The sequence below is a fragment of the Telluribacter sp. genome (assembly GCF_035998675.1).
In the GTDB taxonomy this organism is placed as follows: Bacteria; Bacteroidota; Bacteroidia; order Cytophagales; family Spirosomataceae; genus Telluribacter.
The window spans coordinates 1-22,812 of sequence record NZ_DASYHI010000017.1 but is presented as its reverse complement, the minus strand read 5'-3'; the positions used below and the strand labels follow the sequence as shown (position 1 = coordinate 22,812).

Here is a 22,812-nt window from a genome sequence, read left to right as displayed (position 1 = left end):
CACCAGGTGATGAAACTGTGTCATGCGGTATTAATCCGGGTTTCCCCGGGCTATCCCCCAGTGAAAGGTAGGTTGCATACGCGTTACGCACCCGTACGACGGTGACTGTTGCCAGCCCCCTCGCCTTGCATGTATTAAGCCTGCCGCTAGCGTTCATCCTGAGCCAGGATCAAACTCTCCATTGTAAATAATATAACAACCATTGCAAACTGATAAATCAGCTCCGCAACAGTCAACTTGTTTGTACTGTCTACGAGTGTTTCTTTACACTCTGGTTTACCTCATCATTTCAAGGAACAAAAATCCAAATCGCTCCTCTTTGTCTGCTTTTCGCTTCCTCTGTTTGCGATTGGGATTGCAAAGGTACTACTTCACGTTTCACTTTTGCAAGCACGTCCTGAAAATTTTTGCCAGAATTTGCATTTTCTTCGGGACGCTAAAATTTATACCGCTATTGTGCAATTAAGGCTCCTGCAGGAAGGGGTATTTATAGTCTTTGGGTGAAACCAGGGTCTCTTTCAAGGCCCGTGGACTTACCCAGCGCAGCAGGTTCAGGACCGAGCCGGCTTTGTCGTTGGTACCTGAGGCCCGGGCCCCGCCAAAGGGCTGCTGACCTACTACGGCTCCCGTGGGTTTATCATTGATATAGAAATTACCGGCTGAGTCGACTAGCCGCTCAGTAGCTCTTTCAATAGCGTACCTGTCCTGGGCAAAAATAGCTCCCGTCAGCGCATACAGCGAGGTAGTATTTACTACGTCAAGAATCTCTTCAAAAGATTCCTTTTCGTAAACATAGATACTAAGTACCGGGCCGAATATCTCTTCGCAAAGTGTTACATAGCGGGGATCTTTGGCTAAAATAATGGTTGGCTCTATAAAATAGCCGGTACTTTTATCATAACCTCCTCCGGCTATAATCTCGGCCTTACCGCTGTCTTTCCCAACCTGATCGAGGTAGGACGTAATTTTATCAAAGGATTTTTCGTCTATTACTGCGTTGACAAAGTTGGAGAAATCTTCCACTCCGCCCATTTTTATCTCGGCTAGGTCGGCCAGGATGTACTGCTTTACTTCTTCCCACATAGCGGCGGGTATGTAAGCCCTGGAGGCTGCCGAACATTTTTGGCCCTGGTATTCGAAAGCCCCTCTGACCAGGCCCGTGGCCACGGCCCTGGCGTCGGCTGATTCGTGCGCCAGTACAAAGTCCTTTCCACCGGTTTCGCCCACGATACGGGGGAAGGTTTTGTAGGTACCTATATTCTCTCCTATTGTTTTCCAGATGGTCTGAAAGACTCTGGTACTTCCGGTAAAGTGGATGCCGGTAAAATCGGGGTGGCTGAAAACTACCTCTCCGGCAGCGGGACCGTCGACCAGTATCATATTAATTACCCCATCGGGTACGCCCGCTTCTTTGAATACTTTCATAAGTACCTGAGCGGCGTATACCTGCGTAAAGGCGGGTTTCCAGAGTACTACGTTACCCATCATGGCCGGAGCGGCGGGCAGGTTACCGGCAATAGCGGTGAAGTTGAACGGAGTAATGGCAAAGACAAAGCCTTCCAGCGGCCGGTACTCCATACGGTTCCATACACCTGGCGACGACTCGGGCTGCTGCTGGTAAATGTCGGTCATGAATTTGACGTTAAACCGCAGGAAATCAATCATTTCGCAAGCAGCATCAATCTCAGCCTGGTAGGCGTTCTTTGATTGACCCAACATGGTGGCCGCATTGATTTCGGCCCGGTAGGGACCGGCAATCAGGTCGGCGGCTTTCAGGAATATACTGGCCCGGTGCTCCCAGGACAGAGCCGCCCAGCCTTTGCGGGCAGCCAGCGCCGCGTCAATAGCCTGGCGTACATGGGAGGCGTCGCCTTCGTGGAAATACCCCAATACGTGCTGGTGGTCGTGTGGCGGCGATACTTTAACTTTATTATCCGTATATACCTCTTCACTGCCTATGTACATAGGTATTTCGACCTGGCGGGAACGGGCTTCTTCGAGTGCTTTTTTGAGCGCGGCCTTTTCGGGACTTCCCGGGGCATAGTTCTTTACGGGTTCGTTGACAGGAACAGGTACATTAAAAACTCCTTTTGGCATAAGTTGTATCTATTATTTGTTGATGATCGGTTGAGGTGGCAAGTTAGGTACTTTTCCAATATTAGTCCGGAAGAATGACGGCCAGCCGGGTTGTTTTGTGTAAATTTGCGCTCTGTTTTATTACCTTACTATATTATATAACATGTTGTTTTACAGTACCCGGACCAGCAGCCTGAAGGCTTCACTGGAAGAGGCGGTATTCAGAAGCCTCCCTGCCGACAATGGACTTTACATGCCCGAAACCATTCCGATGGTTTCGCAGCAGTTTTTGGATACTATTGAAACCAAATCATTCAATGAGATTGCTGTTGAAGTAGCCTATACCCTCCTGGGCGACGACATTCCGCGGGCCGACATTGAACAGATTGTAGACAAAGCCTTTTCGTTTGAAGCACCGGCCCTGGCTATTACGCCCGATAGCTACGTACTGGAACTTTTCCACGGACCTTCCATGGCATTTAAAGACTTTGGTGCCCGGTTTATGGCGGCACTCATGTCGTACTTTTTGCTCCGGTCCCAGAAGGAAATCAGGATTCTGGTCGCTACCTCCGGCGATACCGGCGGCGCCGTAGCTCAGGGTTTTTATCAAGTACCCGGTATATCAGTAACTATTCTATACCCGAGCGGTAAGGTCAGCGACATTCAGGAAAAGCAGTTGACTACCCTGGGCCACAATGTAACAGCGCTTGAAGTAGACGGTACCTTTGACGACTGCCAGCGGCTGGTCAAGGAGGCTTTTCTGGACGAAGAGCTCAATCAGAAATACAACCTGGCTTCGGCTAACTCTATCAATATTTCCCGCCTGATTCCACAGTCGTTTTACTACTTTTCGGCCTATGCTCAGCTAAAGCACCTGGGTAAGCCCCTGGTGTTTTCGGTACCCAGCGGCAACTTTGGCAACCTGAGCGCCGGCCTGCTGGCTTACCGGATGGGGCTACCCGTTGAACACTTTGTGGCTTCTACCAATAAAAACAAGGTAGTACCCGCCTACTTAAACAGCGGCGAATATAAACCTGTTCCCTCGGTAGAGACGATTTCAAACGCCATGGACGTTGGCAATCCCAGTAACTTTGTCCGGATGATTCATTTTTTCGGTAACCAGTGGGAAGAAGCCCGCCAGAAGATTTCCGGGTTTTACTTCTCCGACGAACAAACACGCGAGACAATGCGGGAGCTATTCGATAGTACCGGCTATGTACTTTGCCCGCATACCGCCGTTGCCTACCGCGGCCTGCAGGAGTACCGCAATTTATCCAACCTGGATTTTACGGGTGTGTTTCTGGCGACGGCCCATCCGGCCAAATTCCTGGAGCTGGTAGAAGGTACCCTGGAGCAAGCCATACCCGTACCCGACCGACTGGCCGATTTGCTGGCGCTTGAGAAGCAGGCAGTTTCGATGAGTATATCGTTTGAACATTTCAAGAGGTACCTGCTCTCCGAAAAATAACCGAAAAACCGGAGGTACTATAGCGCCTGAGATTTGCGCAGAAATAAATTATTCGTACCCAAAATCGGTACACAAAAATCTAAAGAAGCGGGACGGCCTATTTTACAGGCCGTCCCGCTCTCGTATAACGCTATAAATCAATAACTTAGTTAATAGTATCGCCCCGTAAAGCACGGTATCTTTTGCGGGCTTCCGCTACGTAAATACTGCCGGGATATTTCTCAAGTACCTCCTGGTAGCGCTTCATAGCTTCTTCCTTGTCTTTTAGTTTCTCTTCGTACAGTTTTGCACTAGTGTAAAGAGCATCGTCGCCGAGTATGTCAACGGCGTACTTTTCATTAATGACTTTTAGGGAAGCCAGCGCCTGCTGGGTACTATCCAGCTTTATGTACGTCCTGGCGGTCAGCCACAGGATCTCATCGGCGAGGCTATGGTTATTTAATCGGGCGTAGAGGCTCTTCAGGGAGTCAATAGCTACGAGGGGCTTATTTTGGAAAAGGAGAAGCTCAGTGGCCGCGTAAGCCCTCATGGCAGTCTCGGAGCTGTCCAGTCCGGTGTTATCCATAATAAGCAGACCCAGGTCATTGGCATCGTTGGCTATTTCGCGGGTGGTAGCCCGCTTCAAAATATCAAGTACCTCTTTGGACAGTTCGAAGTCGCCTTTGTAGTAGTGCAGCTTGGCGTTGCGCAGTTTGGCTTCGTAGCCCAGCAGGTCATCTTTCTGTGACTTCTCTACCTGCGAATACAGCAAGGTAGCTTCCCAGGGTTCGCCCTGCAGCAGATAGATATCGCCCAGGTCCAGTTTGCATTTGTCTACGAAGGTTTTCTCCGGCTTACCTACCTCAATGGCTTTCGTCAGAATACTGATTGCTTTAGGGTTGTCATCCATATAAAAGGCATGGAGCATTGCCATGTTGCGCAGGGCCTCCAGCGTCCGATCATTGGTACCTAACTCACTCAGCAGCTTTTCGTATTCGTTGATAAGTTTCTGTACCTCGGTTTTATTAACCGGAAACGTAGTCTTTACCTGCTCTTCGCGGGCGCTGATAGCCATGCGCCGGGCAAACGGATACAGCTGCCCCTTAGGGTACTCCTTCACCAGGTACTCAAACATGGAGGCGGCATTCTCGTAGTCTTTGTTTTGCATGGCCAGGTTGCCCAGGTCATAAATACGAGTGCCGTTGTACTTGAAGCGCTTATCAAGCGAGCGCTCCTGTAAAAATGCTTTGTAGAAATCCTTTCGCTGGACCTGGTACCAAACCAGCAGTTCGTTGTAAAAGGCTTCGTTCGGGCTTTTCTGAATTTTTTCGTAAAGTACCTTCTCCAGCAGTGCCTGCTCTTTTTCTTCCTTCAGAAAATCCTGAAGCATGTTCTGGACGATCTCGGTATTACGAAACATGATACCGTACGCCAAAAGCTCCCCTATCATGTTTTCGGTTTCTTTGAGTTCCTGGTTGATGCTGGCCATCTCCAGACGATAGAGGTTTTCGTTCTTTGCCATCTCCCGGGCCCGTAGTAAGGTTTGTTTGGCCAGCTCGGGCTTCTGTAGTTCACGGAACTCTTCGGCTACATCACGGTACAAATCGAACCGTGGACCAAACGCCCCAGTGGCTTCCCCAAATTTTTTGTCTGCTTCCCCAGTTTTGCCCTCGGCTTCGCTTACCAGGCCCCAGTTTATGTAGTACCAGGCGGCATTGGCGGCATCGCTTTTCACCTGCCTTTTGAAAAATTTATCCGCCTCCTGCCAGTCTTTAGTCTTGATCAGGCAACTGGAATAATTTTTTAATGCTCTTTTATCGAATGCTTTGCGGAGAATCTTGGAATAATAGGTAACCGCTTTCTCACACTCCCCCTTCTTAAAATACTCTTCGGCCAGCTGTTCATCAGTTTGCGCCATTGCTCCAATATTGACAAAAAGGACCAGACACACGGTTATCCACTTTATTAATCCTTTCATAAATAAAATAAATATTAAATTTTTATCTATTATCCTTCAGTTATGGCTGTGGAAATGTGCATAGCTTCAGTATCCACTTAAGATCCACTTTAGTATTTCTACCTACTGTTTACAAGTTAGCTATTTATCCACGTACTTTCTGCGGTTGTAAACAACTAATCTGCTCTTTTTCAAGTACCCCTTTCTATTCTCCACAAAAGACTGTGAAATGTGGAGGGATAAATCCGTGCCAGTTATGAACAGCTTCTGGAGTGTATTCACAGCCTGTTAAGTCCATCCTAACTCTATCCTTTTCCACTCCAGACTCAGCCCCCGCTTTTTGTCCACAGAACTTGACAATTATGCACAGGGTTGTTCACAGCTTTTACCCCCTATATCCACACACCTTTTCTATTTTCCACAAGCTTATGCACATTAAACGGATTTTTCGCCCAAACTAATCTGAGCTATTTGGGGATGTACTGAAGTTAAGGTCTTCATACTCGAAGTTACTTTTGACCACGATGGGCTCGGGATAATAGCGGATGGGTTCCGGCTGTTGAGAGCGGTTGAAAACTCCGGGGTCCCACCGGCGGTTGCGGTTGCGGTCTATGATAAGCCGCAGGTAGTACTCTCCGGGTGGAATGCGGGTAAAGGTAAAGGGCGAGGCGTAGGCGGTTTGCCTTACCTTGTATTCTTTATCCAGTAGTTCTACTATGTAGGCCGTAGTGGTGTCGGACTCCACGGCTCCACGGATAATACCGTAGTCGTCGTCTTTCAAAACGGGGTGCTTAAGTACTACTGCCGGTAGCGTATCTCCTTCTACACTTATTACGGCCCCTTTGGGTATGTTCCACCGGATGGTATCCCGCGCCGTGGCCCGGGCCTGTACGTTTATCTCATTACGGAAGCGGTTCCACTGCCAGCTGACGTCACTCAGGTTCTGCCGGGAGGTACTGTCGCTAATGAGCTGTATGCTCCCCGCTTCCAGGGTACCTATGGGCTTGGTAAATGTAAAGGTGTAACGGAAGTCGCGGGCCAGGGGCTGGTTTCTGGCTGGAATAGTAGTCAGGTTAAAGGGATCACGTTGCCTTTCCTTTCCCCGCTGAGGAAGAAAAGCAATCTTCTGCTCTACCTCCAGGGCCTGCCCCAGCGAGTCGGTTCCGACAATAAGCGCCAGGGTGGTATCGGCCGGGGTACCTACGTTAAAGAATTTCAGCTGCGAGGTGGTCTCCATCACATAGGGCAGCGAGTCGCCCCGCACAAACTGTACCCGAACGCTATCCATACTCTTGCTGAAGACCACGGCATAGGAGTTAACTTTCGGAATGGTACGTTGAATTCGGGGGGCTGATACATCCGAGGAAAAGAGCTGGAGGTTATAAATACTCGAGTCGGCGTTGGCGGTGATGGCCGAGTCGAGGAAAGCGATACGCTCCTCCCGGGGGTTGTAGAGTTGGTTACGGTTTTTATCATCAAGGGCAATGAGCCGGTACGGCGTGGAAGACTGGACATTTTCGATGGCGTAGTACCCGCTACTATCGGTCCGGGAAAAGTAGTAGGGCTTTTGCTTCTCGGGGTTGAGGGTGTCCTGGGGCAGGTACAGCCCCACCAGCGCATCGAAGACGGGCAGGTTGGTCTGAAGGTCAGTAACGGTACCGTATACCCGGGCCGAGTCAATGGTTGGGCCGGTACTGAAAACAAGCTTCAGGTTTTGGGCGGGGTTACGCTCGGCGAAGTCTTTGATGGCATCGCCGAAGTTGAAGGTGTAGGTGGTACTATCCTTAAATTCGTTCTTGAAGTTGAGCTGCACCGAGGTACCTTTTGTCTTTACCGTATAAGGATTTTCGGCTTCGGGTGTGATGGTCAGCTTCTGCTGGATGTTATCAATGATTACGTATTCATCAAAAAGAAGGGTTATGCTCTTGCCCTTAAAGTTAAGCGCCTTGTTGGCCGGGACGGTCTCTATAAGTACGGGGGGAATAATGTCTTTCTCCCCTCCGGTTGGAGCAACCTGTTGGGCGCAGCGGGTAAGTGTAGTCAGGATAAGTAAGGCCAACCAGTATTTTTTCATGAGGTAGAAGTGAATTGGTTATATAAAAACCCTCAATACCAACGTGCCGTATTGAGGGTTGCGTATGAGTGGAGGTAGTTTATGCTTTACCTATACTATATATGAGGCTGGATGTATTGGGTAAAGTACCCCCGGCTGGCCGGCCCCGCCAGTTGGAAAGGCTACCCGCCATAAAGCTTTCGGGTAGACTGGTCTGGCCGCGCTGGTACTTGGTACTAAGCATACTGACGTAGTAAGAGTCAAACCACATGGGCTGTACCTGCTGAATCCGGAAGCCGTGCTTTTCCATTAGTTGCCGCATGGTACCTTTGGCGAAGTGATATAAATGCCGCGGTACATCATAGGCGGCCCAGTACTCTTTGAACCGTTGGGCATCCTGCGACTCGTGGTTGGGTACCGCTATGATTAAAGTAGCTTTAATGTCAAGGTGCGCGTGCAGCCAGTCGAGGGTTTCGTTAAGGCGGTGTACATGCTCCAGCACGTGCCACATGGTAATGGCCTGAAACTTCCGGTTATCAAAAAAAGGATCTTCTATGGTTTTGAAGACGTTAGCCCCTCCCCTACCCTGCGCTACTTTTCGGGCCTGGTCGTCGGGTTCGGTACCTGCTACCTGCCAGCCGTCGGCTTTACACTGCGACAGGAAGAATCCGGTACCGCAGCCTACATCCAGCAGCTCGCCCCGGTGGTTACCGGTGGCCTGGTTGAGGAGTGCGATTTTCTGGCGGGTAGTGTAGTTGCGTACCCCGTTGTACACTTTACTCATCAGGTCCCTGGCTTCGTCGTGGTGGGAGATGTACTCCTCCGACTGGTAGTACTCACCTATGCTGGCGGCATCGGGACGGGGGTTGGTAAACAGGAAACCACAGCCTTTACAAGCTTGGATCTGGAAGGTCTCTTGCGATACGGTGTAGTCTTTGACTTTACTATGGGTACTGAATTGTTCGCTGTGACAGACGGGGCAATGCGTGAGGGTTTCGAGGGCCATTTATCTTCCAAGGTAAATCATAAGTACAGAGATATCAGAAGGACTTACTCCGCTGATGCGGGAGGCTTGTCCGATGGTATGCGGGCGGGCACGCTTCAACTTTTCCCGTCCTTCAAACGAGAGCGCCCCTACGTTATCATAGTTAAAGTTCTCAATGATGAGCAGGTCTTCCATCCGTGACATCTTCTCTACCATCAGCCTCTCCTTCTCAATGTAGCTGTCGTACTTGATATGAATCTCGGCCTGCTCTACGGCATCACTTTTAAAGCGGCTGACCCAATTGGCAAACTGAGGATGTAACGATTTAATATGAAATATGTCCAGCTGGGGACGTTTCAGCAGCTGGTAGAGCGAAGTCTTCTCCCGGATGGTGGCGGTACCTAATTCTTCCAGTTTCTGATTCACCTCCTCGGGCTGTACCTTTACCTGCATCAGCTCCTGGATCAGTTCGTCGGTTTGCGCTACCTTCTCTCGTACGTTGGCCAGCCGCTCCTCATCGGCCAGCCCAATGGAGTATCCTTTTTCGGTTAGTCGAATATCAGCATTGTCCTGGCGAAGCAGGGTGCGGTACTCGGCCCGCGAGGTAAACATCCGGTAAGGCTCCTCGGTCCCTTTATTAATAAGGTCGTCTATAAGTACCCCAATGTACGCCTCCGATCTTTTCAGAATAAAAGCGTCCTCTTCGTTTACTTTCCGGTGCGCATTGATTCCGGCAATCAGTCCCTGGCAGGCGGCCTCTTCGTAGCCGGTGGTTCCGTTGATCTGTCCGGCAAAATAGAGGTTATCTAGGAGTTGGGTTTCCAGGGTAAGCTTGAGCTGAGTCGGGGGGAAAAAATCGTACTCAATGGCGTAGCCCGGACGAAACATACGTACGTTTTCAAAGCCCGGGATTTTTCTGAGGGCCTCGTACTGGACATCTTCGGGTAGTGAAGTAGAGAATCCGTTTACGTACACCTCCACGGTATTCCAGCCTTCGGGTTCCACAAATATCTGGTGCCGGTCCTTATCCGCAAATCGGTTTATTTTGTCTTCGACCGATGGGCAGTAGCGGGGGCCAAGCCCTTTGATTCTCCCCGAAAACATAGGGGATTTGTCAAAGCCGGTGCGCAGTACTTCGTGGACCTCTTCATTGGTGTAGGTAATCCAGCAACTTCGTTGTTTGGTCAGTCGCCGGGTTTCTTTATAGGAAAAACCTCCGGCTATTTCATCGCCCGGTTGTTCTTCCATTTTTGAATAATCCAGCGAGCGACCATCTACCCGGGGCGGTGTACCGGTCTTCATCCGGCCCGATTCAAACCCCAGTTCTTTCAGTTGCTCGGTAATACCGGTGGCTGCTTTTTCGCCGGTTCTTCCTCCGCCAAAATTCTTTTCACCAATATGAATCAGTCCGTTCAGGAAAGTACCATTGGTTAAGACGACCGACCTGGATTTTATTTCGATACCCAGACTTGTCTTTACACCCACGACTCTTCTATCTTTAACAAGTACCTCTTTGACGGTATCCTGCCAAAAATCAACGTTGGGAGTGTCTTCCAGAATTTGTCTCCATTCCTGAGCAAAAAGCATCCGGTCGCTTTGACAACGGGGGCTCCACATGGCCGGACCCTTGGAAAGGTTCAGCATGCGGAACTGAATCATAGTACGGTCACTTACTATGCCTGACTGTCCACCCAGCGCATCCACCTCCCGAACTATCTGTCCTTTGGCGACGCCTCCCATGGCCGGATTGCATGACATCTGAGCAATGGTATGCATGTTCATGGTGATGAGCAGTACCTTCGATCCCATATTCGCTGCTGCCGCTGCCGCTTCGCATCCTGCATGCCCCGCTCCTACTACTATTACATCGTACTCTGGAAACATATTTTTCAAAACTAATTTTTCAACTTAAGTTATTGTTCTGTAGTGTTTTGTGAAAACTTATAAAATGTTCCACGTGGAATTTTTTACAACTCCTTGAGAATCTGTAGGTAATCATCTTCTTTTTTACGCATTTCTACCTTCTTTTCTTCCGTAGTATCATCAAATCCAAGCAGATGAAGGACCCCGTGTACCAGCACCCTTCTAAACTCCTCTTCAAAAGTTTTATTCAGAGTTTGTGCATTTTCTTTAATTCTGTCAATACTGACAAAAATATCTCCTTCCACTACTTCTTCTTCATCGCTGGTGTCGAAGGTGATAATATCCGTATAGTAATCGTGCTCGAGGTACTGACGATTTACATTGAGTAAGTATTCATCTGAACAAAAAATGTAATTAAGATGGTTCAGGTGCTGACCTTCCGCCCGAACTACCGCTTTGAGCCACTGCTTGGTTTTGACCGGAGAAGGTACTTTGAAAGAAACATCCTCCTTAAAGAAATGAATCATACTATATGTGATTAAAAATGCAAAGGTAACAGGTTATGCTACTCATACTCAACAAAAAAGCGTCCGGCTACTGGAACCGAACGCTTTTTTGTTCAAAACTAAGTTTTTTATCTGCCCTGAGCCTGGTACTTACGGAAGTAAGCATCTACTTCACGCTTATAGAAAGGGGAAAAAGTAGGCGGTATGGAACGTAGCAGCTCGGTTTGCCGCTCTTTTTCTTTTATGTACTGTTCAAAGGCGGGCGGCGGACGACGCGTTACTTCCTTGGCGGTTTCGCCTTTCCGCTTATCGTCCTCATCCTGCTCGCGCATGGCCCTTTCAGATTCCAGCAGGCGAGTCACAATTTCCTGATTCCGCTTTAGCAGCTCCTGATTGATCCGCTTATTAACCAGGTCGGTTTCAGACTCTTCCATTTTTTCCATGAGCTCCTTTAGCTCGTTGCCAAACTTTTGTCCGGCCTCAGTACCCTTTTGCGAGTCAAGCAGCTCCTGAATCATCTTGCGGAGGCGGGCTTGTTCGGCTGCGGTACGGGCCAGTTCTTCAGACATACCTTCCTGTCCTTGACCCTCTCCTTTGCCTTTCCCTTGTCCCTGCTGACCCTTGCGTTGCTGCTCACTTAGCTTCTGGATTCGTTCATTAATTTGTTGCTGCTGATCTCCCATGCCGGGCGACTGTTGCGGCTTACCTTTTTGTTTTCCACTTCCGGGCATGGCCATGGCCATTGCCATTTGCTGCTGCATTTGCCGGAATACATCGCTAAGCATAAGCGCCAGGTTATTCATGGAAGTCATGGCAAACTGCTGTTTTGATGTAGCTACACTTATTCGGCGGTCGCGTATGTTATTTACACTCTCCCCCATGTAGGATTTCATATCGTTCAATTCGCGGGTAATGAACGATTGGATTTGAATAACCCGGTTTGCCAGAGCGTAGAGGCTATCTTCAATGATTTTAGCGTCGTCCTGAAGCTTGAGTTGCTCCTGACCAAGTTTTACAAAGCGGGGGTCCTGCAGATTGACCCCTTTGAAATCTTTCATAACGCGCTCCTGGTCATAAGAAAGCTTTATAAGATTTTCCAGGATGTCGCGCATGGAGTCGATATCTTCCTGCATCTGGGACATCTGCGAACTCTGCATAGCTTCAGACATCGATTTTGACATCTTTTTCATTGACTGGGACGCTTTTTTCTGCGACTCTGAAGCCTGTTTATTCTGCTTCTGGTCCAGTTGCTTCATGCTCTGATCCATTTGCTCCGAAGCATTTTCCTGCTCCTCTTCCTGCTTATCTATCGGCTCATCGATTTCTTTACTCGTTTTTTCAATGTCCTCGATGTCCTTTTGCGTCTTTTCAAACTCCTCCTTTATTTTTTCCTGCTCTTTTTTCAGCTCATCGTTAGCGCTCTTTTTATCATCGCCACTCTTTTTATCGTCAGCGCTTTTCTTATCATCGGCATTCTTGTCATCGGCGTTTTTCTTGTCGTCAGCGCCTTTTTGGTCGTTCTTCTCTTTACCTTTATCATCCTTGGCCTTATCATTCTTTTCATTTTTCTCATTCTTCGCCGCCTCATCTTGTTTCTGCGTTTTTTCGGCGAGTTTTTCCTCCTTTTCGGCCAGTTCTTCCAGGTCTTTTACTACGTTCTCCATCTTCTGCTCCATCTGCAGCTTTTTGAACAGATTCAGGGCGCGCTCAATTTCTTTTTCTGTGTTCTGCTCCTTATTACGAAGCTTTTCGAGCATTTGGGTCATCCGCTCACTTTGCTTCTGTTCGAGTAGCTTTTGAAGCTCTTTGTACAGCTTGCTGGTTTCGTCGTCCATCAGCTCATTCATCAGTTTCTGCAATTGGTCCAGCTTTTTCTGAAGCTCAGGACTCTGCTGCTTAAACTGCTGGGCCTTCTCATTGGTAGAACGGTTCTGCTCCTGAATCGAACGCATCTCGTTCATGAGCTCTTCCCGCTTCTTGAGAATATCTTCGGCCTGCTTGCGCTCCTGAAAATCGAGCTCTTTATTGGTTTTCAGGCGGTTTTCCAGGTTCTTGAGATCCTGTTCAAGGCTTTGGGCCTTTTTCAGGGTTTTCTCCATCTGGGACTGCGTCTGCTCGGCTGACTTCTGAATCTCGGCTTGCAACTTGTCCTTGGAAGGTACCGTAAAATTGATAGTCCGGGAGCGGGCGCTCTTAGGTCCGTTAATGCCGTCGTTGTCCCATACCTGCGCAAAATACTCTATCTTATCACCAGGGGTTAAGTTAAGGCTGTCAACGTACCACTGGAAATAAAAGCTCTGGGTATTCACCATCTTGTTGAACGGGATAGCGATACTCTTGGGCTGTACCTTAGCCGACTCGCTGTCGCCTTCGCGGCGTATGGTATAGAATAGTTTAAGCTGTGAAAAGCCGTAGTCGTCGCTAATAGAACCACCCAGTACCATGTAGTTGTACAGGGTAGTATCCTGGAAGTTTTCGAGGGACAGCTCGGGGTGCCTGTCGGGTATTACGTTGATATAGTAGCCGATTTTTTCGGCATTAGGGGTGTCATCGTTCTGCAGAAGTACCTGGTACTGCGACGAGCGACGCACCGACTTACGCAGCTGGTAGCGCTCCCCGCTCTTGCCTTCGGCTTTGTAAAGCAAAGAATCAGAGTCGAAACGGATGCCCAGCGACTTGGTCGCGGAGGTATTAAAGTCCCATTCGATAACGGTACCTTCCGGTACGGTCAGGTTTCCTACGTTGTTAAGTCCTTCGGCGGGCTTGTTGAGGTAAGCCGGGTAGCGCAGGTGTACGTCAAACGAGAGGAGGCTGGGGCGCTCGATAACCGTAAGTGTATAGTCGCCGGAGGTAAAGCCGGCGGCTTCAAAGCTAAATTTTACATTACGCTGAACATTCTTGAAAGTATAGGAAAAGGTCCGGCCTTCTTCGGGCGTCAGCTTAAAACGAGTCCCGTTCTGGACCAAATATACGGCCTGTGGGAGCGCTTCTCCTTCCAGGGTGAGCCGGATGGTATAATCGTCGTTCCGGAAGGCTTTAAGGGCCTTATTTTCTACCTTAAACGAGAAGGGAGCGTAGGTATAGTTATTCTGAAAATGAATGATCCGGTCAGAACTTGACGTAAAGAAGGAAGGGTGGAACAGCAGGATCATGGCAATGGCTGCCAGCGGATACACGGCGTACTTTACGTACTTCTGATTTTCCTGGAAACGTACCGCGTCCGAGAAGCGGACTATCAGCAGCTGGTTGGATTTTTGTTGAATACTGGCTTCAATCAGGTCGGTTTGCTGGCCTGTCAGGCCCCGTAGCTGTAGGGTATTGATGAGCTTATCGCCTACTTCGGGAAAGTAGTGGCCTATCTGCAGGGCCGCTTCCTCGTCGGAGAAAGGCCGGCGAAGTCCATACAGGCTGACCAGGGGCTGGATAATCCAGCGGAAAGTTGAAAACAGCAGCACCGCCATAAACCCAAAGAAGAGCATTCCCCGGATCAAGGAGCTGAACCGGCCGAAATATTCAAGGGTATTGACAAAAAGGAAGACGCTCAACAGCAGAGCCGCCGAAAAAATAATCCCTTTCAGTAGCTGGTTTTGGTAGTACTTCTGGCGGTATTCCTGAATACGCTGTAGGAGCCCGGCCATAGCGGTAGTTGAAGCTGCCATATTATTTCTCTTTTCACCTGTTAATCAACACAATCCCTATGCAGCAATAACCGTACAGAGGCGTGCCTTGTTTGGTTAAAAACCCAGGAAGTACTAAAGTATACTTCCTGGGGTGCAACTATTACTTCTAAACGCCCACTTCCGTTGATTTATTAGCCTTTACTTCACTAACAAAGTTCTTAATATCTTCTTCAAGATTGGTGCTTTCCTGAAGTACTCTGATAAAGGCACTGCCAATGATAGCCCCCTGGGCATAGCGGCAGGCTTTCTCAAAAGTAGGGCGGTCTTTGATGCCAAATCCAATAAGGCGCGGATTACGCAGATTCATGGCGTTAAGGCGGTCAAAATAAGCTTCCATGTCGCCGCTCACACCGGTTTTGGAGCCGGTAACGCTGGCCGAGGAAACCGTATAGATAAATCCGGCGCTAACCTCATCAATTTGACGAATCCGGTTTTCGGAAGTCTGAGGAGTGACCAGAAAGATATTCAGAAGCCCGTAGGATTCAAATACTGCCTTGTACTCGTTGAGGTACACATCCATGGGCATATCGGGCAGAATAAGGCCATCCACGCCTACTTCAGCGCATTTCTTACAAAACGCCTCTACCCCGTACTGCACCACCGGATTAAGGTACCCCATCAGCAGGACCGGTACCTGTATGGTTTCGCGCATACCTTCCAGCTGGCTGAACAGCGTGCGGAGCGTCATGCCGTTTTCCAGGGCCTGCTGATTGCTTTGCTGAATGGTTTCTCCGTCAGCCACCGGGTCTGAGTACGGCATGCCTATTTCTACCAGGTCTACCCCACCTTCCTGCAAGGCCGACAGCACACGACGCGTATCGTCGAGTTGGGGAAAACCCGCCGTAAAGTATACGTTTAGATTCCCCGTAGGCTGTTCGTCAAAAAGTTTTATAATCCGGTTCATTATTCTTTAATCCAATAGTCTACTACCAGTACTTTGTCCAGATGCGGCCCCAGTACCTTGCCAAAGGCTTTGTGGGCCGGATGAGGCAGGTAGGTCGCCCGCCCGGCTTCATCGTTGAAGGTTACGAAGAAGCAGTGGGTAAAGCCCTGATTCAGGTTTTCGGGGCTGTTGTTGGTACCCCATTCCAGCGATTTGATTTCTTTTATCTGCGAAGGAAGTTTCCGGAACGCATCCTCTACTTCTTTGACTTGTTGCGGACTGGACGAATCTTTGAACTTTAAAAGTACTACGTGACGGAGCATTTTCTCGGCTTTTTGATTGGAGTAAGAGGTAAAGGCAACGGTACCCAGCAGGAGCAGGCCTGCGGCAAAGAGTAGTTTGATTTTCATAAATGGTTAGGTAAGTGTTAGAGGATACTAAGCGGAACAATTGAGGCACTCGTCGTCTTCGCTGAACTTCTGGCGGTCAAACTGGCCCAGTTTTTCTTTTATCTCGAGAATTTCGTCCTCGATGTCGCAGCGCTCAAACAAAGAAAGTTCAGGAGAATCTTTTTTGCCTTCAAGTCCCTGTAGTTTCAGGCGAAGGTCAAATACCTCGGGAAGAGTTAATGTAGCCATAAGAGATATATTGGTGGTTTAATCAATGTATTTCATGTAGGTAGCCAGGTCTTTGTCGCCCCGTCCGGAAAGATTAAGTACAACAACCTCGTCGGGTGAAGCTCCCAGCCTGTCCAGTACCGCCAAAGCATGTGAACTTTCCAGCGCCGGTATGATTCCCTCAATCTGGGCCAGTTCAAAGGCCGCTTTGAGGGCCTCGTCGTCGGTTGCGGACAGGAAGCGGGCGCGCCCGCTGTCGTACAGGTAAGCATGGATAGGCCCGATGCCGGGGTAATCCAGACCCGCCGAAATAGAGTAAGGCTCTACGACCTGTCCATCTTCGGTCTGCATCAGGATAGTCCGGCTACCGTGCAGTACGCCCGGCTTGCCCAGAGCGGTGGTAGCGGCCGAATGCCCGGAAGTGACACCCTGTCCGGCGGCTTCTACGGCTATTAGCTGTACCTCAGGTACCTCAAGGTAATGATAAAAAGCCCCGGCCGCATTGCTGCCTCCTCCCACGCAGGCTACTACGTAATCGGGATTCTCGCGACCAATTTTTTCGTTGAGTTGCTTCTTTATTTCCTCCGAAATAACCGACTGAAAGCGGGTCACCATGTCCGGGTACGGGTGAGGACCCACCACCGAGCCAATGATATAATGCGTGTCTACCGGGTTGCTGATCCAGTGGCGCATGGCTTCGTTGGTGGCGTCTTTGAGCGTTTTGGAGCCGCAGGTAGCGGGCCGTACTTCTGCGCCGAGTAGCTTCATACGGGCTACGTTTGGCGCCTGACGCTCAATGTCCAGCTCGCCCATGTACACAATACACTCAATACCCATCAGGGCGCATACCGTGGCCGTAGCTACCCCGTGCTGGCCGGCACCGGTTTCGGCGACAATTTTCTTTTTGCCCAGCCGCTTGGCCATCAGGATTTGCCCAATGGTATTATTAACCTTGTGGGCTCCGGTATGGCACAGGTCTTCGCGCTTCAGATAGATATTGGTATTGTACTTTTCAGAAAGACGTTTGGCCAGGTAAAGGGGCGTAGGACGACCTACGTAGTCACGGAGCAAATCGTTAAACTCGCGCTGGAATTCCGGCTCAGCTATAATTTTCAGGTAGTTGTCACGTAGCTCCTCAACGTTGGGGTACAACATTTCAGGAATAAAAGCTCCGCCAAACATCCCGTAATACCCTTGCTCATTTACCTGAAACGATACTTTTTCGGCTACTTCATTCATAATAGATGGTATATGTCCCCCTGCTGCGCAGAAGAGAAAATAGAATTAATAAAGTCTTCAATAAAAGGTACTTACGCCTCTATTTCTTGGTTGACGCGGATTTTTGCCAGAAGTTGCTGAATCCTTTGGATATCTTTCAAACCGGCTTCGCGCTCGAACTGACTGTTGACATCAATGCCGTATATGGGTAGAGAACGGGAAAGTTCGATGACTCGTTCAATATTGTCCAGGCTAATGCCGCCGCTGAGCAGGAAAGGCTTCTCGTTATCGTACTTGCGAAGCAGGCTCCAGTCAAAGGAAGTACCATTGCCACCGAAACTGGCACCTTTGGTATCGAACAGGAACAGGTCGCAGAAAGGTTTGTAGTTATTCAGCATGGCGAAGTTGAAACTTTCATCAATTGAAAAAGCCTTGATGATATTAACCCCCCGCTGACGGATGTTGCGGCACACGTCCGGCATTTCGGTACCATGTAGCTGTACGTACTCCAAGTCAAACCGCTTGACCATCGAAAGAATATAGCCCGGATTGGCATTTACAAAAACCCCTACCTTCTTGATACTCTTAGGAAGGTTTTTTACGAATTCTTCATCCAGCTCCTCCCCTACGTACCTGGGGGATTTATCGTAGAAAATAAACCCGATAAAATCAGGTTGCAGGCTAACCAATTGTTCGATGTTGGCTTTCTCACGCATTCCGCATACTTTAATTTTCATACGACAAGAGGGTTAAGATTAATAATTCGATTCAGGTTTTCTTGTAATTCAGCCAGAGCCTGGGCCGGATCAGGTGTTTTCATAAAGGTTTCCCCAATCAGGAAGCCCTGGTAGCCGTGGCGATAGAGTTCAACGATGGTTTCCGCGTCTTTAAGGCCACTTTCGGATATTTTTACGAACTGATCAGGAATAAGCCCGGCCAGTTGTACTGAGGTTTCAATGGAAGTAGAAAAGGTTTTAAGGTTGCGGTTATTAACGCCTACCATATCTACGGTATCGCATAGGCTCTGTCGCAGCTCTTCCGCATCGTGTACTTCCAGCAGTACCTCCAGGCCCAGTTCGTGCGCCTTTTGGCTAAGATGGACTACTTCATCGGGCGAAAGACAGGCCGCAATAAGCAGGATAACGTCGGCCCCCATAGCTTTGGCTTCAAACAGCTGGTACTCGTCCACCATAAAGTCCTTCCGGAGCATGGGGGTACCTGGATTCGCCAGCCGGGCTTTATGAAAATCAGCAAAGGTACCGCCAAAAAATTCTGTATCTGTTAGTACCGAAAGGCCGGCCGCCCCGGCCTGTGCATAGCCGGCAGTAACCTCTTCGGGTAGTACCTGGTCATTAATAATACCTTTGGAAGGCGACTGACGCTTAAATTCGGAAATGATACCCGGTAGCCCGGCCTGCGAAAGCCTTTCCCGGAGGGAAACGGTAGGCCGGCTGAAAAACTCACGGGTACTTAGCTGGTCAAGGCTGGTGTGGGCTTTGGCCTGGGCTACTTCGGTACGCTTATTCGCTACTATTTTATCTAATATATTCATAAAACTTTTTTCCTGTAACTAACTTAGGCCTCAACCAGTTTTTTAAAGCAATTAAGCGCCCGTTTGCTTTCCAGTGATTCCCGGGCAGCGGCCACGGCGTCGGTCAGTGATAGCTCCGGATTGGCACAATACAGTGCCAACGCCGAATTGGCGATCACGGCCTGCTGTTGGGCGGAGGTCGCTTCGTTGTTTAATACATTCATAAAAATTCGGGCCGATGCTTCTACGGACTCGCCGCCGGATAGTTCTTCGGGGCGTAAAATGGTAAGCCCCATGTGTGGAGGAGTCAGGACTTGCTCCGATTGAGCGGTGATGATTTTGAATGCTCCTGTCAATGACACTTCATCGTAACCGTCTAAAGCGTGCAGAATTAAGAACCGATTGTTGCTTTGTTGGTAAAGATAAGCATAAAGTCTTGCTAATTCAAGGCTAAAAACCCCCACTAATTGTTTTCGTGGCGAGGCCGGATTTACCATGGGACCCAGCATATTGAAAAATGTTTTTATGCCCAGTTCACGACGTACGGGTGCGACATTTTTCATGGCTGGATGGAAGAGCGGGGCGTGAAGAAAACACACGCCAGCTGCTTCTATTTTGCGTTCCAGTGCCTCTTTTTCGTTTGTAAACCGCACCCCCAGGTACTCGAGTACCGTTGAAGAACCACAGAGCGACGAAACACCGTGGTTGCCGTGCTTGGCTACGCGCTGACCGGCTCCGGCCACCACAAAACACGAAAGGGTAGAAATATTGAAAGTATCTTTACCATCGCCGCCCGTACCGCATAAGTCCATGGGATCGTAAGCCGATAAATCAACCGAAAGACACAGATCCAGCATGGCGTCGCGGAAGCCTTCCAGTTCCTGCACCGTCACGCTGCGCATGGCGTACACCGTCAGGAAAGCGGCGATTTCAGAATGGGAATAATCTCCTTTGGCAATGCCTACCAGTACTTCCCGGGCCTGCTCCTTAGAGAGGGCTTTGTATTCAAAAAGGTAGTTTAAAATCTTTTTCATTCAATACGCTTTTACAATCACCAACAGATAACAAGGAGCCTTAGAAGGTACTTGTACTAAAAGGACGAAAATTATTGCTCTAACCAGTTACTGAGCATCTCTTTTCCGTGTTCGGTCAGTACCGACTCCGGATGAAACTGTACGCCTTTTACATCATAGGTTTTGTGGGCCAGTCCCATAACCCGACCGTTTTCGTCGACAGCCGTAATGGTCATGCTGGGAGGTACTGTATTGGGAATAACCGTCCAGGAATGGTACCGGCCTACGTTGAACTGTGGCGGCAGGTTCCTGAAAATCCGGTCCTGCCTATCTGTAATCATAACCTTATCACTGATTCCGTGCAGCACATCGGACATATTTTCCAGGGTAGCGCCAAACACCTCACCAATGCCCTGGTGGCCGAGGCAAACGCCCAGTATACTTTTTGCAGGAGCGTACTCCCTTACTACATCCAGCATAGTACCTGCTTCGGAAGGAATACCCGGACCGGGTGAAAGCAGAATTTTATCGTAATCGGCGACCTGTTCCATCGCTATTTTATCATTACGATAAACATCAACCTGATCGTGCAGCTCACGGAGGATATACACCAGGTTGTAGGTAAAGGAATCGTAATTATCTATGACGAGAATCTTCATGGTGAAGGTATTAAAATCTAGTTGCTATGGATTAAACTATATTTCTTCGGCTACCTCAATGGCTTTACGCAGCGCAGCCAGCTTATTATTTACTTCCTGTAATTCGCTTTCCACGTTGGACTTGGCTACTACGCCCATACCCGCTCTGAAAAATAGGGTGTTATCTTTACTTAAGAACGTACGAATGGCTATGGCATGGTTAAAGTCACCGTTAAAATCCATATACCCGATGGCTCCACCATATATACTACGATTGCTGCTCTCAAGTTCATTTATCAGCGTCATGGCCATGTGCTTGGGCGCTCCTGATAAGGTACCGGCCGGGAAGGTATCCGCCACCAGCTGCAGAGGATTAGTACCCGGCTTCATTTTTCCTGTTACCTTAGAAACCAGGTGAATCACGTGGGAATAGTACTGTACTTCCTTGTAGGTTTCCACTTTAACTGAATCGCAGCTCCGACTGAGATCATTACGGGCCAAATCGACCAGCATGACGTGCTCCGCCGTTTCTTTGGGATCGTCGAGAAGTAGCTGAGCGGCCTGAGCGTCGGCGCGGTCATCGCCCGTGCGCCGGAAAGTACCCGCTATAGGATGAATTTCGGCTTGTCCCTCCTTGATGAAAATTTGCTTTTCGGGTGATGAACCAAAAATTTTGTAGTTGCCGTAGTCGAAGTAGAACAGATAGGGCGAGGGATTAATAGAACGCAGGGCACGGTACACATTAAAGTCGTCGCCCTGGAAGTTACGGCTGAACCGGCGGGAAGGTACTATCTGGAATACATCACCCCGGTGGCAGTGCTCAATACATTTTTTGATGACTCCCCGCATTTCATCATCTGTCACGTTTGAAGTTTCTTCGGAAGTAGTTTTAAAACCGTAGGTAGGAAAATTGCGGTTTTTAATAAGTACTTCCAGTTGTTCCAGACCATCTCCTGCTTCTGCTCCGGGGTAAGTATGCTCAAAGATAAACAGCTCGTCTTTGAAATGATTAATAGCAATAACGTAGCGGTACACCTGGTAAAATACCTGGTCAATCTCGGTTTCCGGGTTAGTAGGCTGAATGGTGATATCCTCAAAATAGGCAACGGAATCATAGGTAATATGTCCGAAGAGGCCATTGGAAATAAAAGGGAAAGAACTCTTCTCGGCCTGAAACCGCTGAGCAAAGTCCTGTAAAACAGAAATAGCTTCTTTGTTGGATGCCAGAGTAAAGGTTTCCTGACTACCATCCGGGAAATTTTGGGATACCCTATTTTGATTCAGCTTAAAAGAAGCTACCGGATCGCAGCAGATGTAGGAGAAGGAGTCTTCGTTGCCGTGGTAGTCAGAGCTCTCAAGCAAAATGGTATTTACAAAGCGGTCGCGCAGCTTCAGGTAAATAGAAACCGGAGTTAGCGTATCTGCCAGTAGCTTTTTATGTCGGGTGGCAATGGAGAAAACTGTCTTTTCGGTAGTCATTGTTGTAAAAGGTTTGAGAGATAGCAATAAAAAAAGGGCTCGCTGTGAGATGAACAGCGAGCCCTTGGGTGTACGTTATATTTGCTTGTTTACGCACTATGGGTTACACATTCATCTCGGAAAGACGATTGTGCCACCACCATGCAGTATTCAAGTAATTATTCATACTATTATTTCTTCGGGCTAAGGTTATAAGTTAAGTACCTGGCTGGTAAAAAATGTATCCTGTACCGTACCCTTAGCAGTGCAAAGATAAATAAACAATTTTCACTTCACCAAATAAAGTCTTGGAGTCATTTTATAAAACATAAGTTGTCCTAAAAGAAAACATGAAAAATTGAGACAGGATAGAGTTAAAAGCTGGCCAGCCCGAAGTATGAAATTACGTCTAAAATACCACTTCTAGATTTTAATAAACAAGGTCTATGTAAAGATTGGTTTTATCTACAAAAGCCACAGAAGCCCGGTTTATAGGTTATCAGGGCCGTAAAATGCTAGTAGTAAGCAGTTTAGCACCTGAAATTGAAGCAGAAGAATTTACAGTTCGAAAATCGAAAAATTCTTATTTTCCTATAATTAGAGGTGTTGTTAGCCGGTTGAATAGGTTTGCCATAACTACAAATGGTAAAACCTCTGGAAATAAAAAATATCGGGTAGCAGGAACAACTAATCAGTGAAGGATACTATAGGCTAAAGCCTTTACGGCTGTTTCTAAAACGAATTTAGTCTTAAGCCGCAAAAGCCCCGCATATTGGGCGGGGCTCTTGTGGTGAAGAGGTGGCGGCTACCTACTTTACCGGCTGTTAACCAGTATCATCGGCGGTGCGGGGCTTAACTTCTCTGTTCGGGATGGGAAGAGGTGATCA

Annotated in this window: 17 protein-coding genes and 2 rRNA genes; 1 reads left to right on the top strand and 18 read right to left on the bottom strand. The window is 48.6% G+C overall.

What is annotated here, in order from left to right; all coding sequences use genetic code 11:
- Nucleotides 1-185, bottom strand: a 16S ribosomal RNA gene (locus VGN67_RS10640); the annotation flags it as partial.
- A gap of 277 nt (nucleotides 186-462) precedes the next feature.
- Nucleotides 463-2,097, bottom strand: a complete 1,635-nt coding sequence (pruA, locus tag VGN67_RS10635) for an L-glutamate gamma-semialdehyde dehydrogenase (protein WP_327486803.1) — start codon at nucleotides 2,095-2,097, stop codon at nucleotides 463-465.
- 142 nt (nucleotides 2,098-2,239) lie between these two features.
- On the opposite strand from pruA, the gene thrC reads away from it, so the two are divergent.
- A complete protein-coding gene (gene thrC, locus VGN67_RS10630) occupies nucleotides 2,240-3,544 on the top strand; it encodes a threonine synthase (RefSeq protein WP_327486802.1) in 1,305 nt (434 codons plus the stop codon).
- Nucleotides 3,545-3,689: 145 nt separating this feature from the next.
- Here thrC and VGN67_RS10625 read toward each other — a convergent pair whose 3' ends face one another.
- The 16 genes from VGN67_RS10625 to rrf all read right to left on the bottom strand — a co-directional run.
- Nucleotides 3,690-5,501, bottom strand: a complete 1,812-nt coding sequence (locus VGN67_RS10625; RefSeq protein WP_327486801.1) for a tetratricopeptide repeat protein — start codon at nucleotides 5,499-5,501, stop codon at nucleotides 3,690-3,692.
- Nucleotides 5,502-5,937: 436 nt separating this feature from the next.
- Entirely contained in the window at nucleotides 5,938-7,554 is a 1,617-nt protein-coding gene (locus tag VGN67_RS10620; RefSeq protein ID WP_327486800.1) for an Ig-like domain-containing domain, read from the bottom strand.
- Nucleotides 7,555-7,633: 79 nt separating this feature from the next.
- On the bottom strand, nucleotides 7,634-8,539 hold the full coding sequence (locus tag VGN67_RS10615) for a class I SAM-dependent methyltransferase (protein WP_327486799.1): 906 nt from the start codon (nucleotides 8,537-8,539) through the stop codon (nucleotides 7,634-7,636).
- Nucleotides 8,540-10,402: a tRNA uridine-5-carboxymethylaminomethyl(34) synthesis enzyme MnmG gene (gene mnmG / locus VGN67_RS10610; protein ID WP_327486798.1), complete on the bottom strand. Its 1,863-nt coding sequence runs from the start codon at nucleotides 10,400-10,402 to the stop codon at nucleotides 8,540-8,542.
- 83 nt (nucleotides 10,403-10,485) lie between these two features.
- Nucleotides 10,486-10,908, bottom strand: coding sequence for an rRNA maturation RNase YbeY (ybeY, locus tag VGN67_RS10605; RefSeq protein WP_327486797.1), 423 nt, complete (start codon nucleotides 10,906-10,908; stop codon nucleotides 10,486-10,488).
- A 107-nt stretch (nucleotides 10,909-11,015) separates the two neighbouring features.
- A complete protein-coding gene (locus VGN67_RS10600) occupies nucleotides 11,016-14,546 on the bottom strand; it encodes a DUF4175 family protein (RefSeq protein ID WP_327486796.1) in 3,531 nt (1,176 codons plus the stop codon).
- A 127-nt stretch (nucleotides 14,547-14,673) separates the two neighbouring features.
- Nucleotides 14,674-15,471, bottom strand: a complete 798-nt coding sequence (gene trpA / locus VGN67_RS10595) for a tryptophan synthase subunit alpha (RefSeq protein ID WP_327486795.1) — start codon at nucleotides 15,469-15,471, stop codon at nucleotides 14,674-14,676.
- Nucleotides 15,471-15,860, bottom strand: a complete 390-nt coding sequence (locus VGN67_RS10590; RefSeq protein ID WP_327486794.1) for a Dabb family protein — start codon at nucleotides 15,858-15,860, stop codon at nucleotides 15,471-15,473. The genes trpA and VGN67_RS10590 overlap by 1 nt, the downstream gene beginning before the upstream one ends.
- Before the next feature lie 27 nt (nucleotides 15,861-15,887).
- Nucleotides 15,888-16,088 carry a hypothetical protein gene (locus VGN67_RS10585; RefSeq protein WP_327486793.1) on the bottom strand — a complete coding sequence of 67 codons (201 nt, stop codon included), beginning with the start codon at nucleotides 16,086-16,088 and terminating at the stop codon, nucleotides 15,888-15,890.
- An 18-nt stretch (nucleotides 16,089-16,106) separates the two neighbouring features.
- The gene (gene trpB / locus VGN67_RS10580; RefSeq protein WP_327486792.1) at nucleotides 16,107-17,306 is read right to left on the bottom strand and encodes a tryptophan synthase subunit beta; all 1,200 of its coding nucleotides are present in this window, start codon (nucleotides 17,304-17,306) and stop codon (nucleotides 16,107-16,109) included.
- Nucleotides 17,307-17,377: 71 nt separating this feature from the next.
- The gene (locus tag VGN67_RS10575; protein WP_327486791.1) at nucleotides 17,378-18,022 is read right to left on the bottom strand and encodes a phosphoribosylanthranilate isomerase; all 645 of its coding nucleotides are present in this window, start codon (nucleotides 18,020-18,022) and stop codon (nucleotides 17,378-17,380) included.
- Nucleotides 18,019-18,837, bottom strand: a complete 819-nt coding sequence (gene trpC, locus VGN67_RS10570) for an indole-3-glycerol phosphate synthase TrpC (RefSeq protein WP_327486790.1) — start codon at nucleotides 18,835-18,837, stop codon at nucleotides 18,019-18,021. Before trpC ends, VGN67_RS10575 begins: the two co-directional genes overlap by 4 nt.
- 23 nt (nucleotides 18,838-18,860) lie before the next feature.
- Nucleotides 18,861-19,850: an anthranilate phosphoribosyltransferase gene (gene trpD, locus VGN67_RS10565; RefSeq protein WP_327486789.1), complete on the bottom strand. Its 990-nt coding sequence runs from the start codon at nucleotides 19,848-19,850 to the stop codon at nucleotides 18,861-18,863.
- 71 nt (nucleotides 19,851-19,921) lie between these two features.
- A complete protein-coding gene (locus VGN67_RS10560; RefSeq protein WP_327486788.1) occupies nucleotides 19,922-20,488 on the bottom strand; it encodes an aminodeoxychorismate/anthranilate synthase component II in 567 nt (188 codons plus the stop codon).
- Nucleotides 20,489-20,524: 36 nt separating this feature from the next.
- Nucleotides 20,525-21,946 (bottom strand): anthranilate synthase component I family protein, encoded by a 1,422-nt coding sequence (locus VGN67_RS10555; RefSeq protein ID WP_327486787.1) that lies wholly within the window; start codon nucleotides 21,944-21,946, stop codon nucleotides 20,525-20,527.
- Nucleotides 21,947-22,721: 775 nt separating this feature from the next.
- Nucleotides 22,722-22,812 (bottom strand): 5S ribosomal RNA (gene rrf, locus VGN67_RS24625); the annotation flags it as partial.